Genomic DNA, 16,502 nt, shown 5'->3' on the forward strand with positions numbered 1-16,502 from the left:
TTTATTTTCCGTTTTTTCTTAATATCATACTATTCATTCCTCCACCTCGGATTTGCATGGGATATACATGTTCCGAAGCATCAATTATTACGTCAACGAAAACTAAGTGTCCTTTTTTTAATTGTTCTAAAGCTATTCTTAATTTTTTTTCTAAGTCTTTAGGATGTTCAATGTATATTCCTATATGTCCATATGATTCAGCTAATTGAACGAAATTTGGTAAGGATTTCATGTAAGAGTGAGAATGTCGACCCGAATAGATTATGTCTTGCCATTGTCGTACCATACCTAATGATCTATTGTTTAAATTTAATATTAATATTGGTAATTCATATTGCATCGCTGTAGATAGTTCTTGAATATTCATCTGAATACTTCCATCTCCAGTGATACAAATAATTGTCTTTTTTGGTAATGCTAGTTTGGCGCCTAAAGCTGCTGGCAAACCAAATCCCATAGTACCTAATCCACCTGAATTAATCCATCTTCTAGGTTTTTGAAAGGGATAATATAATGCTGTAAACATTTGATGTTGTCCAACATCGGATGCAATATAAGCTTCTCCTTTAGTAAGTTTCCAGATAGTTTTGATAACGCTTTGTGGTTTAATCTTTACGTTATCTATGTTAATATGTAAACTATTCATACTTTTCCAATGATTAATTTTGATCCACCATTTTTTTAAGCAATAAAGTTCTTTTACAAACATGCTATCGTTTATAAGTTGTAGCATTTGTTGTAAAATGTTTTTTGCATTTCCTATAATTGGGATATGTGCAGTAATAGTTTTTGATATAGATGTAGGATCGATATCAATATGTATAATCGTAGCATTTGGACAATATTTATCAACGTTATTGGTAGTTCTGTCGTCAAACCGAACTCCTATTGCTAAGATTAAGTCAGAGTTATGTATAGCCATGTTAGCTTCATAAGTACCGTGCATACCTAACATATTTAAATTTTGTGGATGTTGACCTGGAAATGCTCCAAGTGCCATTAAAGAAGTAGTCACTGGAATATTAAGTCTTTCTGCAAATTCTTTTAGTTCGTTGTGACTGTTCGAACTAATAACTCCTCCTCCTACGTAAATTATAGGTTGCTTTGCTAGTTTTAAAGCATCAATAGCTTTTTTTATTTGTCCAAAATGGCCTTTAATTATTGGATGATAAGAACGTATATTGATTTTAGTTGGCCATACATATGGTTTTTTCTTACATGAGTTAAGAATGTCTTTAGGTAAATCAATTACAATTGGACCAGGTCGACCACTTGACGCAAGCCAAAATGCTTTTTTAAAAGTAATAGGAATATCTTCTGTTTTTTTTACTAAAAAACTGTGTTTAACTATTGGTCGGGAAATTCCTATCATATCGCATTCTTGAAATGCATCATATCCTATTAAGTACGACGCTACTTGTCCTGATATTACTACTATAGGAATTGAATCCATATATGCTGTAGCAATACCTGTGATAGCATTAGTTGCACCAGGTCCAGAAGTGACTAAAACTACTCCTACCTTCCCCGTAGCTCGTGCATATCCATCAGCCATATGAGTAGCACCTTGTTCGTGACGTACTAATATGTGTTTAATTTTATTAGTTGATTTCAGAGAGTCATATATGTCTAGTACTGCTCCTCCAGGATAACCAAAAATGTATTTAATACCTTGATCGATCAGTGATTGAATAACCATTTCAGATCCTGATAACATTTCCATTTTTTCTCCGATTATAATTTTAATATTTATTTTAATATAGTTTTACATATAATATTAAATGCGTGTACTTAATATTATATGTAAAATGATTATTGCAGTTTATTTATATAAATTGTTCTATAGTAGATATATAAATTATTATTTTCAATTAACTTGTTAAGTTTATGATAAAATGTTTGTTTTTAAATGTAAATCGATATATTTTAGTTTTGACTTTTTTTAAAATATTTATTGATTATTTATAATTATTAAAATTTGACACTATTACTTTAGTGAAGTATTACGTATTATTAGTTTTATTTATATAAAATATGTTTTTAAAATATTATCTTTTAAAAAAAGTCGAAATTGAGGTGATATCCAAGTAAATAAGACAGATTTGTGTTTTTTTATCAAACACACAGCTAATTTTTCTTTAATAGCTAATTTTTTAGCTCGGTTAAAACCTAATATCATTAATCCTGTATCCCATGCATCTGATTCTAACGCTGATTTTGTAATTACGCTAACAGAGATTAGGTTAGTTGTAATAGGATTACCTGTTATAGGATTAATGATATGTGTAATTTTTTTTCCTTCTAGATAAAAATAATTTCTATAAGTTCCTGAAGTACTAATAGCATTATTTTTAAGTTTAACGATGGTATGTATTTTAGTTATTTTATCTGTTGGTTCTTGAATAGCTATCATTTTAGGATTAGAGAATTTATTTTTAATATGTGTAACTATTGCTCCTCCAACAGAGATAGTAAAATCTTGTATTTTATATTTTTTTAGTAATTCTCCTAGATGGTCTGCAATGAAACCCTCTCCTAGTGTAGATAGATCTAATATTGTGTCCTTGATATTTTTTTTTAAATAATATTTTTTATGTTGTTTAATAAGTTGTATATGTTTCAGTCCTGTTAATGAAAGAGCGTGTTTGATTTGTTTCGGTGTTGGAATACTTCTTGGAATCATTTTTGGCCCAAATCCCCATAAATTTACTAATGTTCCTACAGTTATATCTAATGCATTAAATGTTTTTTTTCCTATCAATAAAGCTACTGACACTATTTTTGCTAAATTTTTATCAATACGTTGAGGTTTAGTGCTTTTATAGTTATTAAATTTTGAAATATCCGAACTGTTTTCCCAAAAAGATAATTTTTTGTTATCTTCATAAATTTGTTGTTCGATTGCTTTTATTAAAATATTTTTATTCGTATATTCATTAACAAAATTTATTTTCCATATTGTACCCATAGTTATTCCAGATAAATAAACTGTTTTAATTTGTTTTGTTTTATATAAGTGTATATACAATATTACAAATAAAAAAAAAATGCGCGTTTATATAATGTTTTCACTTTACCTCTATACTTCTTATAATAAGATATTAATATATATTATTTATTCGAATAACATGTTTTAAAAAATGAAATAAGTTAAATTAATAAATATGTATTTTTCTAATAATTATAATTTAAAATTTTAAGATGTTAGCATATATAAAATTTTGTTTTTATACTGCTGTGAATTTTAGTTCATTAAAATTATATGTTGTATTATTATTTTAAATTATAATAAGAATATACTTATTTTTAAAATATAATATAAGTTTCGTTTTTTATTTCATACTTATATTATACGTTTTATATGCATATAAAAAATTATATAGTTAAAGGGGTAAACTTAATAATTTTTTATTAATAAATTACTTAATTAAATAAGTTAAAACAGTAATTCAATCGTTGTTTATAATAGTTAATTTTAGTTTGATAATGAGAAAAAAATGAAAACTATGATATTAATATTAAGGAAAATAATACCTATATTTGTTCTTGTGTTACTAAGTTTAGGTTTATCATGGAGCAAATCAACATCTACTAGTGATGTTATGCGTTCAGAATCTATGAGTTCTAGTTTGGCGCCAATGCTAGAACAAGTAATGCCTTCTGTGGTCAGTATCAGTGTTGAAGGTAATACTGTTCGACATTCTTATTTACCTCATCAATTTCATCCATTTTTTGGAGATGCTTCCCCATTGTGTCAAAAAGAGTCTCCATTGAAAGAATCACCGTTATGTCAAAAAAAATTTAATAAAAGTTCTAATCAAGAAAAATTTTATGCATTAGGGTCAGGAGTGATTATCAACGCCAGAAAAGGATATGTAGTAACTAATAATCATGTTATTGATCATGCGAATAAAATTCAAGTTCAGTTAAGTAACGGGAGCAAATATAGCGCCAAAATAATTGGTAGAGATGCGCGTTTTGATATTGCTTTAATTCAGCTAAATGAAATTAAAAATTTAAAGGAAATAAAAGTATCTGATTCTAATTCATTGAGAGTAGGAGATTATGTTATTGCTATTGGTAATCCATATGGATTAGGAGAAACTGTTACTTCTGGAATTATTTCTGCTTTAAACCGTAGTGGTTTAAATATTGAGCGTTATGAAAATTTTATTCAAACTGATGCAGCCATTAATCGAGGAAATTCTGGAGGAGCATTAATTAATTTAAAAGGAGAATTGATAGGAATCAATACTGCCATTTTAGCTCCAGATGGCGGAAATATTGGAATAGGTTTTGCTATTCCAGTGAATATAGTTAAAAGTTTAACTAATCAAATGATAGTTTATGGACAAGTTTATCGTAATGAATTAGGTGTTATAGGATCAGAGTTAAATTCTGATTTAGCCAAGGTTATGAAACTCAATATAAGCAGAGGGGCTTTTATCAGTCGTGTTTTATTAAAGTCGTCAGCTGACGTTGCAGGAATAAAACCAGGAGATGTAATTATTTCTTTAAACAAGAAGCCTATTTTTAGTTTTTTAGCATTACGTGCTGAAATAGCGTCTTTACCAGTGAATACTAAAATGGAGTTAGGTTTATTGCGGGACGGAATTTTTCAATCTGTGATAGTAGAATTAAAACCACGTATAAAAAACAAGATTGATTCTGTTACTTTACATGCTTCTCTTGGAGGTGCTGAAGTAAGTGATTTTTATGTAAATGGACAAAAAAAAGGAATTTATGTTGATAATGTTAAGAAAAATACAAATGCGTTTCGAATTGGTTTAAGAAAAAATGATATTATTATTGATATTAATAAGCATTTTGTACCGTCTTTAGATAGTTTTCGAATATTACTTCGAACAAAACCAGAAGTATTAGTTTTTCATGTTAAACGTGGAAGTGAAATGATATATTTAGTTATGCAAGACTAAAGTTTAACCTACCTAGAAAATAGTAAAGATGTCTTTTATTTTTAGGTAGGATTTTAAATTTATGTAATCTTAAGTATACTATGTAATAACTTAAGAAAGTTGCTTTAAATAATATTAATCTATATTTCTCAAAATCTCATTAATTTTTATTTTACTTAATGTTTTTTCGTCTACTTTTTTAACAATAATAGCGCAATATAGATTATGATCTCTGTTTTTAGATGGTAAGCTTCCAGGAACTACTACGGATCCTTTTGGAATTTTACCATAAGAAACCGTTTTACTATTTCTGTCATAAATTTTAGTACTTCTACCAATGTATACACCCATAGAAATAACTGAACCGGATTCAATTATTATTCCTTCGACGATTTCTGATCGAGCTCCGATAAAGCAATTATCTTCAACAATTGTCGGGTTGTTTTGTAATGGTTCTAATACACCTCCTATTCCTACTCCACCGGATAAGTGAACATTTTTTCCTATTTGGGCACAGGATCCAACAGTTGCCCATGTATCTATCATTGTTCCTGTATCAATATATGCTCCTATATTTATAAAAGAAGGCATTAATATCGTGTTTTTCCCAATAAATGAACCATATCGAATTGATGCTGGAGGAACTATTCTTATTGCGTCTTTAATAAAATGTTGTTCTTGATATTTTGAATACTTTAGTTTTATTTTGTCATAATATTTCATATCATGACTTTTTATAACAGTATTTTGTTGAACATAGAAGTACAATAAAATTGCTTGTTTTATCCATTGGTGAGTTACCCATTGTCCTTGTATTTTTTCTGAAACTCTTAATACTCCTTGGTTTAGCATGTCTATTACTTGATTAATGGCATTAGATATATTTATATCTAGGTTTCTAAAATTTATGTTATTTTTATTTTCAAATGTATTTTGAATTATTTTTTGTAAGCTTTCCATATCTTTTTTAATTTTATTTGTGTGTTTAATATAGTTGAAATATTTTATTAATAAATTTATTATAGGGTTTTTTATAGTAACATGTAAATTTTTATGTAAGATTAGTAGGAATTACATAATATTCTTGGTATTGTTTCTCCTTTTTGTATTGTTAATACTTCGCATCCCTTTTCGTTGACTAAAATAGTGTGTTCATATTGAGCGGATAAGCTATGGTCTTTCGTTTTTATCGTCCATCCATCATTCATACACTTTACCTCACATTTACCAGCATTTATCATAGGTTCTATTGTGAATGTCATTCCGGATCGCAATTGTATTTGTTCGCTATTATAATAGTTGTGATGTAATATTTGTGGATCTTCATGAAATTTAGTACCAATGCCATGACCACAATATTCTCGTACTATAGAAAAGTTATGTTTTTCTACATATTTCTGTATGGTTTTTCCAATTTGATTAAGGTATATTCCTGGTTTAATTATATATAGTGATGAATATAAACTTTTTTTTGCTACTTCGCATAACATTTTTCCTAATGGTGTAGGTTGTCCGACAAAAAACATTTTTGATGCATCACTATAGTATTTATTTTTGATGATTGCTACGTCAATATTCACAATATCTCCATTTTTTAATTTATTTTTATAGTTAGGAATACCATGACAAACAACATCGTTAACAGAAATACAAATAGATTTTGGAAATCCATTGTATCCTAAGCAAGCTGGTTTAGCTTTTTGTTTATTTATTATATGATTGTGACAAATATAATTTAGTTCTTCTGTAGATACATCTGGTTGAATGTATGTTTCAATCATTTCTAAAACTTCTGCTACGAGTTTACCTGCTACTCGCATTTTTTTTATTTCTTTTGTGTTTTTAATAGAAACGGTAGTCATTATTTTTCTTATACGCTAATTTTTGTATAAATTTAATTATAATTGTTTTTTAATAAAACAGATATTATTCCTTATCTATATTCTTTAACATAGTTAGATTTTATCTTTTTTAATTTTATTATTTATTTATTTAAAACTATTTTGAATATGGTTCTTTATATATGTTATTTTATATGTTTAATTATATTGAAATACTTTTAAATTAATGTTTTATTTTATCAAGATTACGGCTTTAAGCTTTACAAAATATTATTTGTACTAAATAAAACTTTTTATTTTATCTTAAGTTAATTTATATTTATTATTTCGGAGGTTGTATGTCGGTAGTATCAATGAAAGATATGATAAAAGCAGGTGTTCATTTTGGTCATCAAACTCGTTATTGGAATCCGAAAATGAGATATTTTATTTTTGGATCAAAGAGCAAAGTTCATATTATCAATTTAGAAATTACTCTTTCCATGTTTAAGATTGCTTTATCTGAATTAAAAAAAATTTCATTAAAAAAAGGTAAAATATTATTTGTTGGTACGAAAAAAGCAGCGAGAAAAGCAATTAAAGATTCAGCAATATCATGTGAGCAATTTTATGTTAATCATCGTTGGTTAGGTGGTATGTTAACAAATTGGAAGACAGTACGTCAATCTATCAAGAGATTAAAAGATCTAGAATTACAATCTAAGGATGGTACTTTTAACAAATTAACAAAAAAAGAAGTATTATTGCGTATGCGTGAACTTTCTAAGTTAGAACATAGTTTAGGTGGAATTAAAAATATGGGTAGTTTACCTGATGCTTTATTTGTTATTGATGCAGAATATGAAAAAATAGCTATAAGAGAGGCGAATAATTTAGGAATTTCAGTATTTTCTATAGTAGATACTAACTCTGATCCTGATGGAGTAGATTTTATTATTCCTGGAAATGATGATGCTATTAAAGCGATTAATTTGTATTTAAACGCTGTTTCTCAAACAATTTTAGGTAAATTACCCTCACATTAATTAACTAATATGATTTTAATAATTATAATAATAAAACTTATATAAGGATATTTGATGAAAGTAATCTCAGCACGTTTAATAAAGCAGTTACGTATTCAGACTGGAGCTGGAATAGTTGATTGTAAAAACGCATTAATAGAAACGAAAGGGGATATAGATAAGTCTATTGATTTTTTAAGAAAACTTGGCAGGGTTAAGGCATTAAATAAACAATCATGTGTTACTTCTCATGGTTCTATATTTATTAGTGGTAATAAAAAGCGTTTTGCTATGTTAGAATTAAATTGTGAAACTGATTTCGTTTCAAAAGAACATAATTTTATTTCTTTTGGAAAAGATATAGTCAACAATGCAATTACTATAGAAAAAAATGATTATATTTCATTAAAAAAACTTTTCGAGGAAAAAAGAATTGATTTAATCTCAAAAGTTAATGAAAATATTGTCATTCGTCGTATAGCAGTATTAAACGGAAATAATGTTAATAGTTATTTGCACCATAATCGCATTGGTGTATTATTGAAAACCACATCATGTAATGATATGACATTAGTTAAAAATATTGCTATGCATATAGCTGCTAGTAAACCTGAATATTTAAGACCAGATTTGATTCCTAGTGATATTATAGAACGTGAGTATAATATACAATTAGAATTAGCTTCTAGATCTAAAAAATCTGAATTTATTATAGAAAAGATAGCAAAAGGTAGAATGACTAAATTCGCTAATGAACGATCGCTATTAGGACAAGCTTTTATTTTAAATCCTCATAAAACTGTTGGTGATATTATTATAGAAAATAATATTGATATAGTGTCGTTTGTTCGATTCGAAATAGGAGAGTTTATTTCGAATTAATCGCGTTAATTTTCAAATAATAATAATTGAAGTAGTAGTAAAATTGTTATTAAACCGCCAAATGGCGGTTATTATATCTTTAATTAGTGTATTTAATTTAGTGTATAAATATTATGTTTATATTTTATTTTTTAAATTTTGTTTTATTAAATGAGCTATATATATGAAAAAAAAAATGATAGAGTATTTAAATTTAAACGTGTATTAATAAAATTAAGTGGTGAATCTTTACAGGGAAATAACCAATTTGGTATAGATGTAAATGAGTTAAATCGAATTATAAAAGAGATAAAAAATATTGTAAATCTAGGTATACAGGTAGGTATCGTCATTGGAGGGGGTAATATATTTCGAGGGGATAAATTAGTTCAATTTGGGATTAATAGAGTTGTTTCTGATCATGTTGGTATGTTGTCTACTATTATTAATGGATTAATACTTCATGATGCTATGAATAAAAAAAATATTAAAACACATTTAATGTCTACGGTTCCAATTAAATCAGTATGTGCAATGTATCATTTTAAAAAAGCTATATCTTGGTTAAATAATCAACATGTAGTAATATTTTCTGGCGGGCTTGGAAATCCATGTTTTACTACAGATTCAGCTGCTTGTTTACGTGCAATAGAAATACAAGCTGATATTATTTTAAAAGGTACTAGAGTGAATGGTGTCTATTCTAGCGATCCTAAGAAAAATCTCAATTCAAAATTATATAAGAAAATTACTCATAATGAAGTATTAAATAAAGAATTAAAAGTAATGGATTTGTCTGCTTTTATATTAGCGCGAGATTATAAGTTACCTATTTGCATTTTTAATATATGTAATCCAGGAATTTTATATCGAATCGTAATAGGAAATCAAGAGGGAACATTGATTCAATCATCATTTTGATAAAATCTTTGAAAGATTTATAGATGTTTATTATTTTAAATTATATATTTAATATTATATAATATATTTTGTGTATCAATATTTGTAAACAAAAAATTGTAAGGAGGCTTGTTATGGTAAAAAAAATCATAACATTTACAGAATCCAAAATGAATGATTGTATTGAATTATTTATAAATCATCTTAGTACATTACGAACAGAAAGAGCATCTCCTTCAATTTTAAATTCTATTTATGTTGATTATCTTGGAAATAAAGTTAAATTATGTAAATTATCAAATATAGTTGTAGAAAATTTTAATACTTTGAAAATTAATTTGTTTGACGTTTCTATTAAAAAAAACGTTGAAAAAGCTATTGCAAATTCTGATCTTAATATTAATCCTATTTCTGTAGGAAATACTTTAAAGATAATACTTCCTAATTTAACAGAAGAACGAAGAAAAAATTATGTAAAATTAGCAAGAAATATGGCAGAACAAGGTCGAATTAGTATTCGTAATATTCGTCGTGATTCTAATGAAAAAATAAAACGTATTTTAAAAGATAAACTCATTAGCAACGATGTAGAGCGAAATTTACAAAGTAAAATACAAAATCTAACCGATAAATATATAAAAAAAATAAATCATATTTTAGATAAAAAAGATAAAGATCTTATGAAGATATAATAGATCACATATCTATGTTTGTAAAAAATTTTAATTTGAGTTAAAACAAAATCAGAGATATTTTATTATAAAATAATGTAAAATTTTTGTTATTAAATTTGTGACATTATCGTATAGCTTGGAAAATAGTCGTGAAAAGATTAACTATTTTAGGTTCTACAGGATCAATTGGAATTAATACTTTATTAATTGTTCATAAATATCCTAAGTTATTCAAAATTGTTGCTTTGTCTGCAAACAAAAACATTAAAGTAATGTTGCGGCAATGTGAACTTTTTTCTCCTGAATGGGTATCATTAAAAAATATAAACGCTGCTAAAGAATTAATGATTCAACTTAAAAAAAGAAACATCACAACTCGAGTACTTTCAGGTGATCACTCTGCATGTAAGTTAGCTAGTTTAGAATCAGTAGATTATGTTATTTCTGCTATTGCAGGTGCTGCAGGTTTTATGCCTACATTATATGCAATTCAATCTGGTAAAACGATATTGTTAGCAAATAAAGAATCGCTTGTTATTGGTAATGATTTATTAATGAAAGAGGTAAGATCAAATAATGCGTTATTATTACCAATTGATAGTGAACATAGCGCAATATTTCAGAGTTTGCCTATTCATATTCAAAAAAAAATAGGATTAATTAAACTTAGTAAGAATGGAATTAAATCTATGATTTTAACAGGATCTGGTGGACCATTTTTAAATTTTCCATTGAAACAGTTTCATACTATTACCCCTAGTCAAGCTTGTATGCATCCAAATTGGTCTATGGGAAAAAAAATCTCGGTTGACTCTGCTACTATGATGAATAAAGGATTTGAATATATTGAAGCAAAGCTATTATTTCATGCTTCTGATATTGAAATAGAATTAGTTGTTCATCCTCAATCTATTATACATTCTATGGTTAGATATATTGACGGTAGCATAATTGCAAACTTGTCAATTAATGATATTAAAATTTCTATTTTGTATGCACTGTTTTGGCCAGATCGTATTAATTTTAATTTACCTCATTTAGACTTTTTTAAGATTAAAAAATTGTCTTTTTTGAAACCGAACTTTAAAAAATATCCATGTTTAAATTTGGCTCTTAATGCATTTTCTAGCGGGCATTCTTCTATGGTAATATTAAATTCCGCTAATGAAGTAGCTGTTTCTGCATTTTTAAATTCTCAAATCAAATTTACCGATATTTATAGAGTTATTGATTTTGCTTTGAGTTCATTGTCTTATTCTAATCCTATAATATTCAGAGATATATTAGAAATTGATAAAATCGTTCGAATTAAAACGAAAAAATTTATTTCAAATTTTATTAAGTAAAATATAAAATTAATTAATGAAATAAGGTAAAATATAAAGCTTATGTTATTAAAAAAATTATTAATTCTCAATCAAAATTATAGCAAATCTTTACCTAAACATGTAGCCATAATAATGGATGGAAATGGAAGATGGGCTAATAGAAGAGGAGAAGAGCGTATTTTTGGTCATCAAGCAGGATTGAGAACAATTAGACGCGTGGTTTCTTTTTCACTTTTCTATAAGTTTAAGATTCTTACTTTATATGCATTCAGTAGTGAAAATTGGAAACGTCCGTTATTAGAAATAATGGTACTAATGGAATTGTTTTTTTTTAGTTTGCATAGTGAAGTTAATAATTTGAATAAAAAAAACATTTGCTTAAAGGTAATTGGAGATACTACAAAATTTAGTTCTTCTTTAAGAAAACAAATTAAAATTGTAGAAAAGTTAACAGTCAATAATGATGGTCTCATATTAAATATTGCGGCAAACTATGGAGGTAAATGGGATATTGTTGAAGCAATAAAGAAAATTGTCAAAAGAGTAAAAAATTGTTATTTGTCAATTGACAATATTACTGAATACACTGTTTCAAAAAATTTATCTACTAAACATTGTATTCCTATAGATTTAGTGATTAGAACTGGGGGTGAATTTCGACTAAGTAATTTTTGTATTTGGCAAATTGCATATTCAGAATTATATTTTACTAATGTGCTTTGGCCTGATTTTAATAGAAGTGTTTTTGAAAAGGCAATTTTTTCTTTTATCAATAGAAAACGACGTTTTGGTTCCATAGATTAATAATATTTATACTAGTAAGTATAAACTATTTTTTTTAAGTTACTATTTTATAAATTTTTTTTATTATAGCAACATTTTCGTTGTATTAATATTGTTTGGTTTATTAAATGTGTAAATTAGAATTACAAGATATTTTAAAATTGTTACCGCATAGGTATCCTTTTGTGTTTGTTGATAAAGTCATTGATTACAAAGAAAAGAAATATATAATAGCCATAAAACATATCCAATTAAATGAATTTTTTCTTCAAGGACATTTTCCTAACTATCCAATTTTTCCTGGAGTATTGATTTTAGAATCTATGCTTCAAGCTGCATGCATTTTAGCTTATAAAAGTATAAACATATTACGTAAAAAAAAATTATTTTATTTTTCTAGTATTGATTATGCAAGGTTTAAAAAAAAGATATTTCCTGGAGACAAAATGATAATAAACGTAAATATTATAACTATTCGTAAAAATATAATACGATTTCAAGGAAATATATCAGTAAACGGTATTACTGCATGCAATGCTAAAATGTCTTTTATGAATGATACATAATTGTATATTAGTATTTTGATATTATACTTTTGTTAAAAAATGATTTTAGAATGGATAGATAGTAAACAACGTGTTAGATTATTATATAAGATATAGACTTATAGTGCAGTTTTTAGAATTATTTTAATTTGGAATATTTTAATGGTAGATCCAAAATTTGTTCATCTTCGAGTACACAGTGATTTTTCTATGATTGATGGATTATCAAAGCCTGAAATATTAGTTGACAGAGTAGCAGAGTTAGGTATGCCAGCCATGGCTATTACAGATTTTGGTAATTTACATGGTGTTATTAAGTTTTATAAAGCAGCATTCTTAAAGGGAATAAAACCTATTATTGGAGTAGATGTCAATGTAATTTCTGATGATATTGCATCAAATGAATTGATAAAAATTACTTTGTTAGCATCTACTAATATAGGATATAAGGGTTTAATTGTTTTACTGTCTCGTGCCTACCAAAGTGGATATAGTAATAAAATTGGAATAGTAATAAAAAAAACATGGCTAATCGAGCATTGCAAAGATATTATCTTATTATCAGGTGGTTGTTATGGCGATATAGGTATCAATATACTACGTAACAATAACCTAGCGCTGTATAGAAGTTTATCGTTTTATGAAAAATATTTTAAAAATTTTTTTTATTTTGAAATAATACGAACTGGTAAGTTACATGAAGAAGAATATATTGATAAAGTCAAATGTCTGTCTTATCGAGAAGGAATACCTTTAGTAGCGACTAATGAAGTGTGTTTTTTAAATGAAAGCAATTTTCTAATTCACAAAATTCGTGTATTTATTAATAAAGGATATACGATAAATAATGACAAAGTTGGTCATAATTATACATCTCAACAGTTTTTAAAAGATGAAGCACAAATGTGTAAATTGTTTTCTGATATTCCTGAGGCTCTTATAAATAGTGTAGAGATTGCGAAGCGGTGTAATGTTATTTTAAAGTTTGGAGAATATTTTTTACCAAAATTTCCGATAGAAGAAAATAATATCAATGATTATTTAGTAACTAAAGCGAGAGAAGGTTTATTTAAGCGTTTAATGTATCTTTATCCTGATAAAAAAATTCGGGATATTAATCAAGAACGATATATTTCTCGTTTATTATCTGAACTAAATATAATTAATAAGATGGGTTTCCCTGGATATTTTTTAATAGTTATGGAATTCATTAATTGGTCAAAAAGAAAAGCTATCCCTGTTGGTCCAGGAAGAGGCTCTGGTGCTGGATCTTTAGTATCATATGCTTTGAATATTACTGAGATAGATCCGTTAAGTTTTGATTTAATATTTGAGAGATTTCTTAATTTAGAACGTGTTTCAATGCCTGACTTAGATATAGATTTTTGCATGGATAGTAGAGATAAAGTTATTGAACATGTTTCAATGACATATGGAAAAGAATCTGTAGCTCAAATTATCACTTTTGGAACTTTAACAGCTAAAGCAGTTATAAGAGATGTAGGTCGAGTTCTTGGATTTCCATATGGATTTTTAAATCGTATTTCTAAATTAGTACCATTAGATCCTGGAATAACATTAAAAAAAGTATTGTCTCATAGATCAGAATTATTGAATCTTTATAGTTCTAATGAAGAGGTAAAAGAATTAATTGATATTGCTATGAAATTAGAAGGAGTAACTAGAAATGTAGGTAAACATGCTGGAGGATTAGTAATTTCTCCAAGCAAAATCACGGATTTTTCTCCTTTATATTACGATGAGGATGGCATTAATGCTATCACTCAATTTGATAAAGTAGATGTTGAGTCGATAGGATTAGTGAAATTTGACTTTTTAGGATTAAAAACGTTAACTATGATTCATAATGCTATAAAAATAATAAATTATAAATTAGTGAATGATAAAAAAACTCCAATAAATATAAATAATATTTCTTTAAAGGATAAAAATTGTTTTAATTTTTTAAAATTGTCTCACACTATAGGTATTTTTCAATTAGAATCATATGGTATGAAGAACTTAATTATTCGTTTAAAACCGGATTGCTTTGAAGATTTAGTTGCTTTAGTAGCTTTATTTAGACCAGGTCCTTTAAAATCTGGAATGGTCGATAATTTCATAAATCGAAAGCATGGAAAAGAAAAAATATTTTACCCTGATGAAAAATGGCAACATGTATCATTAATACCTATTTTAGAATCGACTTACGGAGTAGTTTTATATCAAGAACAAGTTATGAAAATTGCTCAAGTATTAGCAGGTTATTCTTTGGGTAATGCGGATATTTTACGTCGTGCTATGGAGAAAAAAAATCCGTTAGAAATGAAAAAGCAAAGAGTGATATTTAAGTTAGGAGCAATGAAAAATAGAATTTCTTCTAGTATAGCTATGAATATTTTTAGTTTATTAGAAAATTTTGCCGGATATGCATTTAATAAATCTCATTCTGTTGCGTATGCTTTGATATCATATCAAACTTTATGGTTAAAATTATATTATCCGTCTGAATTTATGTCATCTGCTATGAACGCTGATATAGATAATACTAAAAAATTAGTTGTATTAATTTATGAATGTAAAAGAATGAAATTGAATATTATTCCTCCTGATATTAATAAAAGTGATTATTACTTCAAAGTAGATAATTTTGGAAATATTATTTATGGATTAGGAGCTATAAAAGGTATTGGTAAAAATATCGTTACTTCTATTATTAATGTTAGAAATAGTTATGGATTTTTTCTTGAATTATTTGATTTATGTATTCATATTAATTCACAAAAGTTAACAAAAAGAGTTCTTGAGAAGTTAATCAAGTCAGGCAGTTGTGATTGTTTTGGATTAGAAAGATCAGTATTGATGAATAATTTTAGTAATATAATTAAATCAGCTAATCAATATGTAAAATCGATGAAATTAAAGAAAGTAGAATTGTTTGGATCTTTAATGTCGGATTTAAAAGCAATACGACAAAATGATTCTTTAGTTAACGTAAATTTTCCTAATCAATTAAAACTTGACTGGGAAAAAGATTGTTTAGGTGTATATCTTACTGGACATCCTGTTGATCAATATATAAGTGTAATAAAGAAATATAAAAATTGTGTTCGTGTTAAAGATATTGATTGTTTAAATGATAAAAAAGAAGTGGTTGTTCTCGGAATGGTTTCTTCGCTGAAATATAAAATTACTCAAAAAAATAACAAGATAGCATTATTTTCGTTAGAAGATCATTTTTCTAAACTAGATGTGATAGTATTTAATACTATTTTGAATAGATTACTATTTGATTTAGTTAATGACTTGGTGGTTGTAATTTCTGGAAATATTAAAATAAATAAAGTTATTAAAAAACATGTTTTACTAGTAAATAAAATAGTAAAATTGTAAAATATTTAACGTAAAAGTTTTAATTTGAATTAATATGTCAAAATTTTTATTAAATAACATATTTTAGTTATGATTAAAAATTAAGCAATATAAATAGATTTATATAAAAAGTAAATTTGTTATCGACGTTTTTAATGTAAATAAATCTATATAAAATACTGTATTCATTATACATTAATTATTATTAAATTTTGATTTGAGTATCATCGTATAGCTATATTTTTAACAATTATATTATTTTTGGGAATATAAATAAT

Annotated in this window: 13 protein-coding genes; 9 read left to right on the forward strand and 4 right to left on the reverse strand. The window is 26.4% G+C overall.

Annotated features, from left to right (window positions below):
• Position 1 precedes the first annotated feature (1 nt).
• Positions 2-1,723 carry a biosynthetic-type acetolactate synthase large subunit gene (gene ilvB / locus D9V73_RS01060; RefSeq protein ID WP_158336442.1) on the reverse strand — a complete coding sequence of 574 codons (1,722 nt, stop codon included), beginning with the start codon at positions 1,721-1,723 and terminating at the stop codon, positions 2-4.
• A 300-nt stretch (positions 1,724-2,023) separates the two neighbouring features.
• Complete coding sequence (locus D9V73_RS01065; RefSeq protein WP_158336443.1) at positions 2,024-2,968, reverse strand: FAD:protein FMN transferase; 945 nt, start codon at positions 2,966-2,968, stop codon at positions 2,024-2,026.
• 529 nt (positions 2,969-3,497) lie between these two features.
• Between D9V73_RS01065 and D9V73_RS01070 the strand changes: the two genes are divergently transcribed.
• Complete coding sequence (locus tag D9V73_RS01070; RefSeq protein WP_158336444.1) at positions 3,498-4,937, forward strand: Do family serine endopeptidase; 1,440 nt, start codon at positions 3,498-3,500, stop codon at positions 4,935-4,937.
• 114 nt (positions 4,938-5,051) lie between these two features.
• On the opposite strand, the gene dapD is transcribed toward D9V73_RS01070, so the two are convergent.
• Positions 5,052-5,876: a 2,3,4,5-tetrahydropyridine-2,6-dicarboxylate N-succinyltransferase gene (gene dapD, locus D9V73_RS01075; RefSeq protein WP_158336445.1), complete on the reverse strand. Its 825-nt coding sequence runs from the start codon at positions 5,874-5,876 to the stop codon at positions 5,052-5,054.
• Positions 5,877-5,977: 101 nt separating this feature from the next.
• On the reverse strand, positions 5,978-6,778 hold the full coding sequence (map, locus tag D9V73_RS01080) for a type I methionyl aminopeptidase (protein WP_158336446.1): 801 nt from the start codon (positions 6,776-6,778) through the stop codon (positions 5,978-5,980).
• A gap of 317 nt (positions 6,779-7,095) precedes the next feature.
• On the opposite strand from map, the gene rpsB reads away from it, so the two are divergent.
• From rpsB to dnaE, 8 genes are all read left to right on the forward strand, one after another.
• Positions 7,096-7,782: a 30S ribosomal protein S2 gene (gene rpsB / locus D9V73_RS01085; protein WP_158336447.1), complete on the forward strand. Its 687-nt coding sequence runs from the start codon at positions 7,096-7,098 to the stop codon at positions 7,780-7,782.
• Between the two features lie 54 nt (positions 7,783-7,836).
• Positions 7,837-8,643, forward strand: a complete 807-nt coding sequence (tsf, locus tag D9V73_RS01090) for a translation elongation factor Ts (RefSeq protein ID WP_158336448.1) — start codon at positions 7,837-7,839, stop codon at positions 8,641-8,643.
• 150 nt (positions 8,644-8,793) lie between these two features.
• Positions 8,794-9,543 (forward strand): UMP kinase, encoded by a 750-nt coding sequence (gene pyrH / locus D9V73_RS01095; RefSeq protein WP_158336449.1) that lies wholly within the window; start codon positions 8,794-8,796, stop codon positions 9,541-9,543.
• 113 nt (positions 9,544-9,656) lie between these two features.
• On the forward strand, positions 9,657-10,214 hold the full coding sequence (frr, locus tag D9V73_RS01100; RefSeq protein ID WP_158336450.1) for a ribosome recycling factor: 558 nt from the start codon (positions 9,657-9,659) through the stop codon (positions 10,212-10,214).
• Between the two features lie 131 nt (positions 10,215-10,345).
• Entirely contained in the window at positions 10,346-11,542 is a 1,197-nt protein-coding gene (gene ispC, locus D9V73_RS01105; RefSeq protein ID WP_158336451.1) for a 1-deoxy-D-xylulose-5-phosphate reductoisomerase, read from the forward strand.
• Between the two features lie 42 nt (positions 11,543-11,584).
• Entirely contained in the window at positions 11,585-12,328 is a 744-nt protein-coding gene (uppS, locus tag D9V73_RS01110) for a polyprenyl diphosphate synthase (RefSeq protein WP_158336452.1), read from the forward strand.
• Positions 12,329-12,435: 107 nt separating this feature from the next.
• Positions 12,436-12,873 carry a 3-hydroxyacyl-ACP dehydratase FabZ gene (gene fabZ, locus D9V73_RS01115; RefSeq protein WP_158336453.1) on the forward strand — a complete coding sequence of 146 codons (438 nt, stop codon included), beginning with the start codon at positions 12,436-12,438 and terminating at the stop codon, positions 12,871-12,873.
• Between the two features lie 141 nt (positions 12,874-13,014).
• The gene (dnaE, locus tag D9V73_RS01120; RefSeq protein WP_158336454.1) at positions 13,015-16,245 is read left to right on the forward strand and encodes a DNA polymerase III subunit alpha; all 3,231 of its coding nucleotides are present in this window, start codon (positions 13,015-13,017) and stop codon (positions 16,243-16,245) included.
• Positions 16,246-16,502 lie beyond the last annotated feature (257 nt).

It is taken from the genome of Buchnera aphidicola (Melaphis rhois), from assembly GCF_005080745.1.
Taxonomy (GTDB): domain Bacteria; phylum Pseudomonadota; class Gammaproteobacteria; order Enterobacterales; family Enterobacteriaceae; genus Buchnera_B; species Buchnera_B aphidicola_AT.

Excerpts from the sequence above, each read along its gene's own strand:
- D9V73_RS01065 (WP_158336443.1), bottom strand. The coding sequence starts at position 2,968 with ATGGGTACAATATGGAAAATAAATTTTGTTAATGAATATACGAATAAA.
- map (WP_158336446.1), bottom strand. The coding sequence starts at position 6,778 with ATGACTACCGTTTCTATTAAAAACACAAAAGAAATAAAAAAAATGCGA.
- pyrH (WP_158336449.1), top strand. The coding sequence starts at position 8,794 with ATGAGCTATATATATGAAAAAAAAAATGATAGAGTATTTAAATTTAAA.
- frr (WP_158336450.1), top strand. The coding sequence starts at position 9,657 with ATGGTAAAAAAAATCATAACATTTACAGAATCCAAAATGAATGATTGT.
- dapD (WP_158336445.1), bottom strand. The coding sequence starts at position 5,876 with ATGGAAAGCTTACAAAAAATAATTCAAAATACATTTGAAAATAAAAAT.
- D9V73_RS01070 (WP_158336444.1), top strand. The coding sequence starts at position 3,498 with ATGAAAACTATGATATTAATATTAAGGAAAATAATACCTATATTTGTT.
- tsf (WP_158336448.1), top strand. The coding sequence starts at position 7,837 with ATGAAAGTAATCTCAGCACGTTTAATAAAGCAGTTACGTATTCAGACT.
- ilvB (WP_158336442.1), bottom strand. The coding sequence starts at position 1,723 with ATGGAAATGTTATCAGGATCTGAAATGGTTATTCAATCACTGATCGAT.
- uppS (WP_158336452.1), top strand. The coding sequence starts at position 11,585 with ATGTTATTAAAAAAATTATTAATTCTCAATCAAAATTATAGCAAATCT.
- dnaE (WP_158336454.1), top strand. The coding sequence starts at position 13,015 with ATGGTAGATCCAAAATTTGTTCATCTTCGAGTACACAGTGATTTTTCT.
- fabZ (WP_158336453.1), top strand. The coding sequence starts at position 12,436 with ATGTGTAAATTAGAATTACAAGATATTTTAAAATTGTTACCGCATAGG.
- rpsB (WP_158336447.1), top strand. The coding sequence starts at position 7,096 with ATGTCGGTAGTATCAATGAAAGATATGATAAAAGCAGGTGTTCATTTT.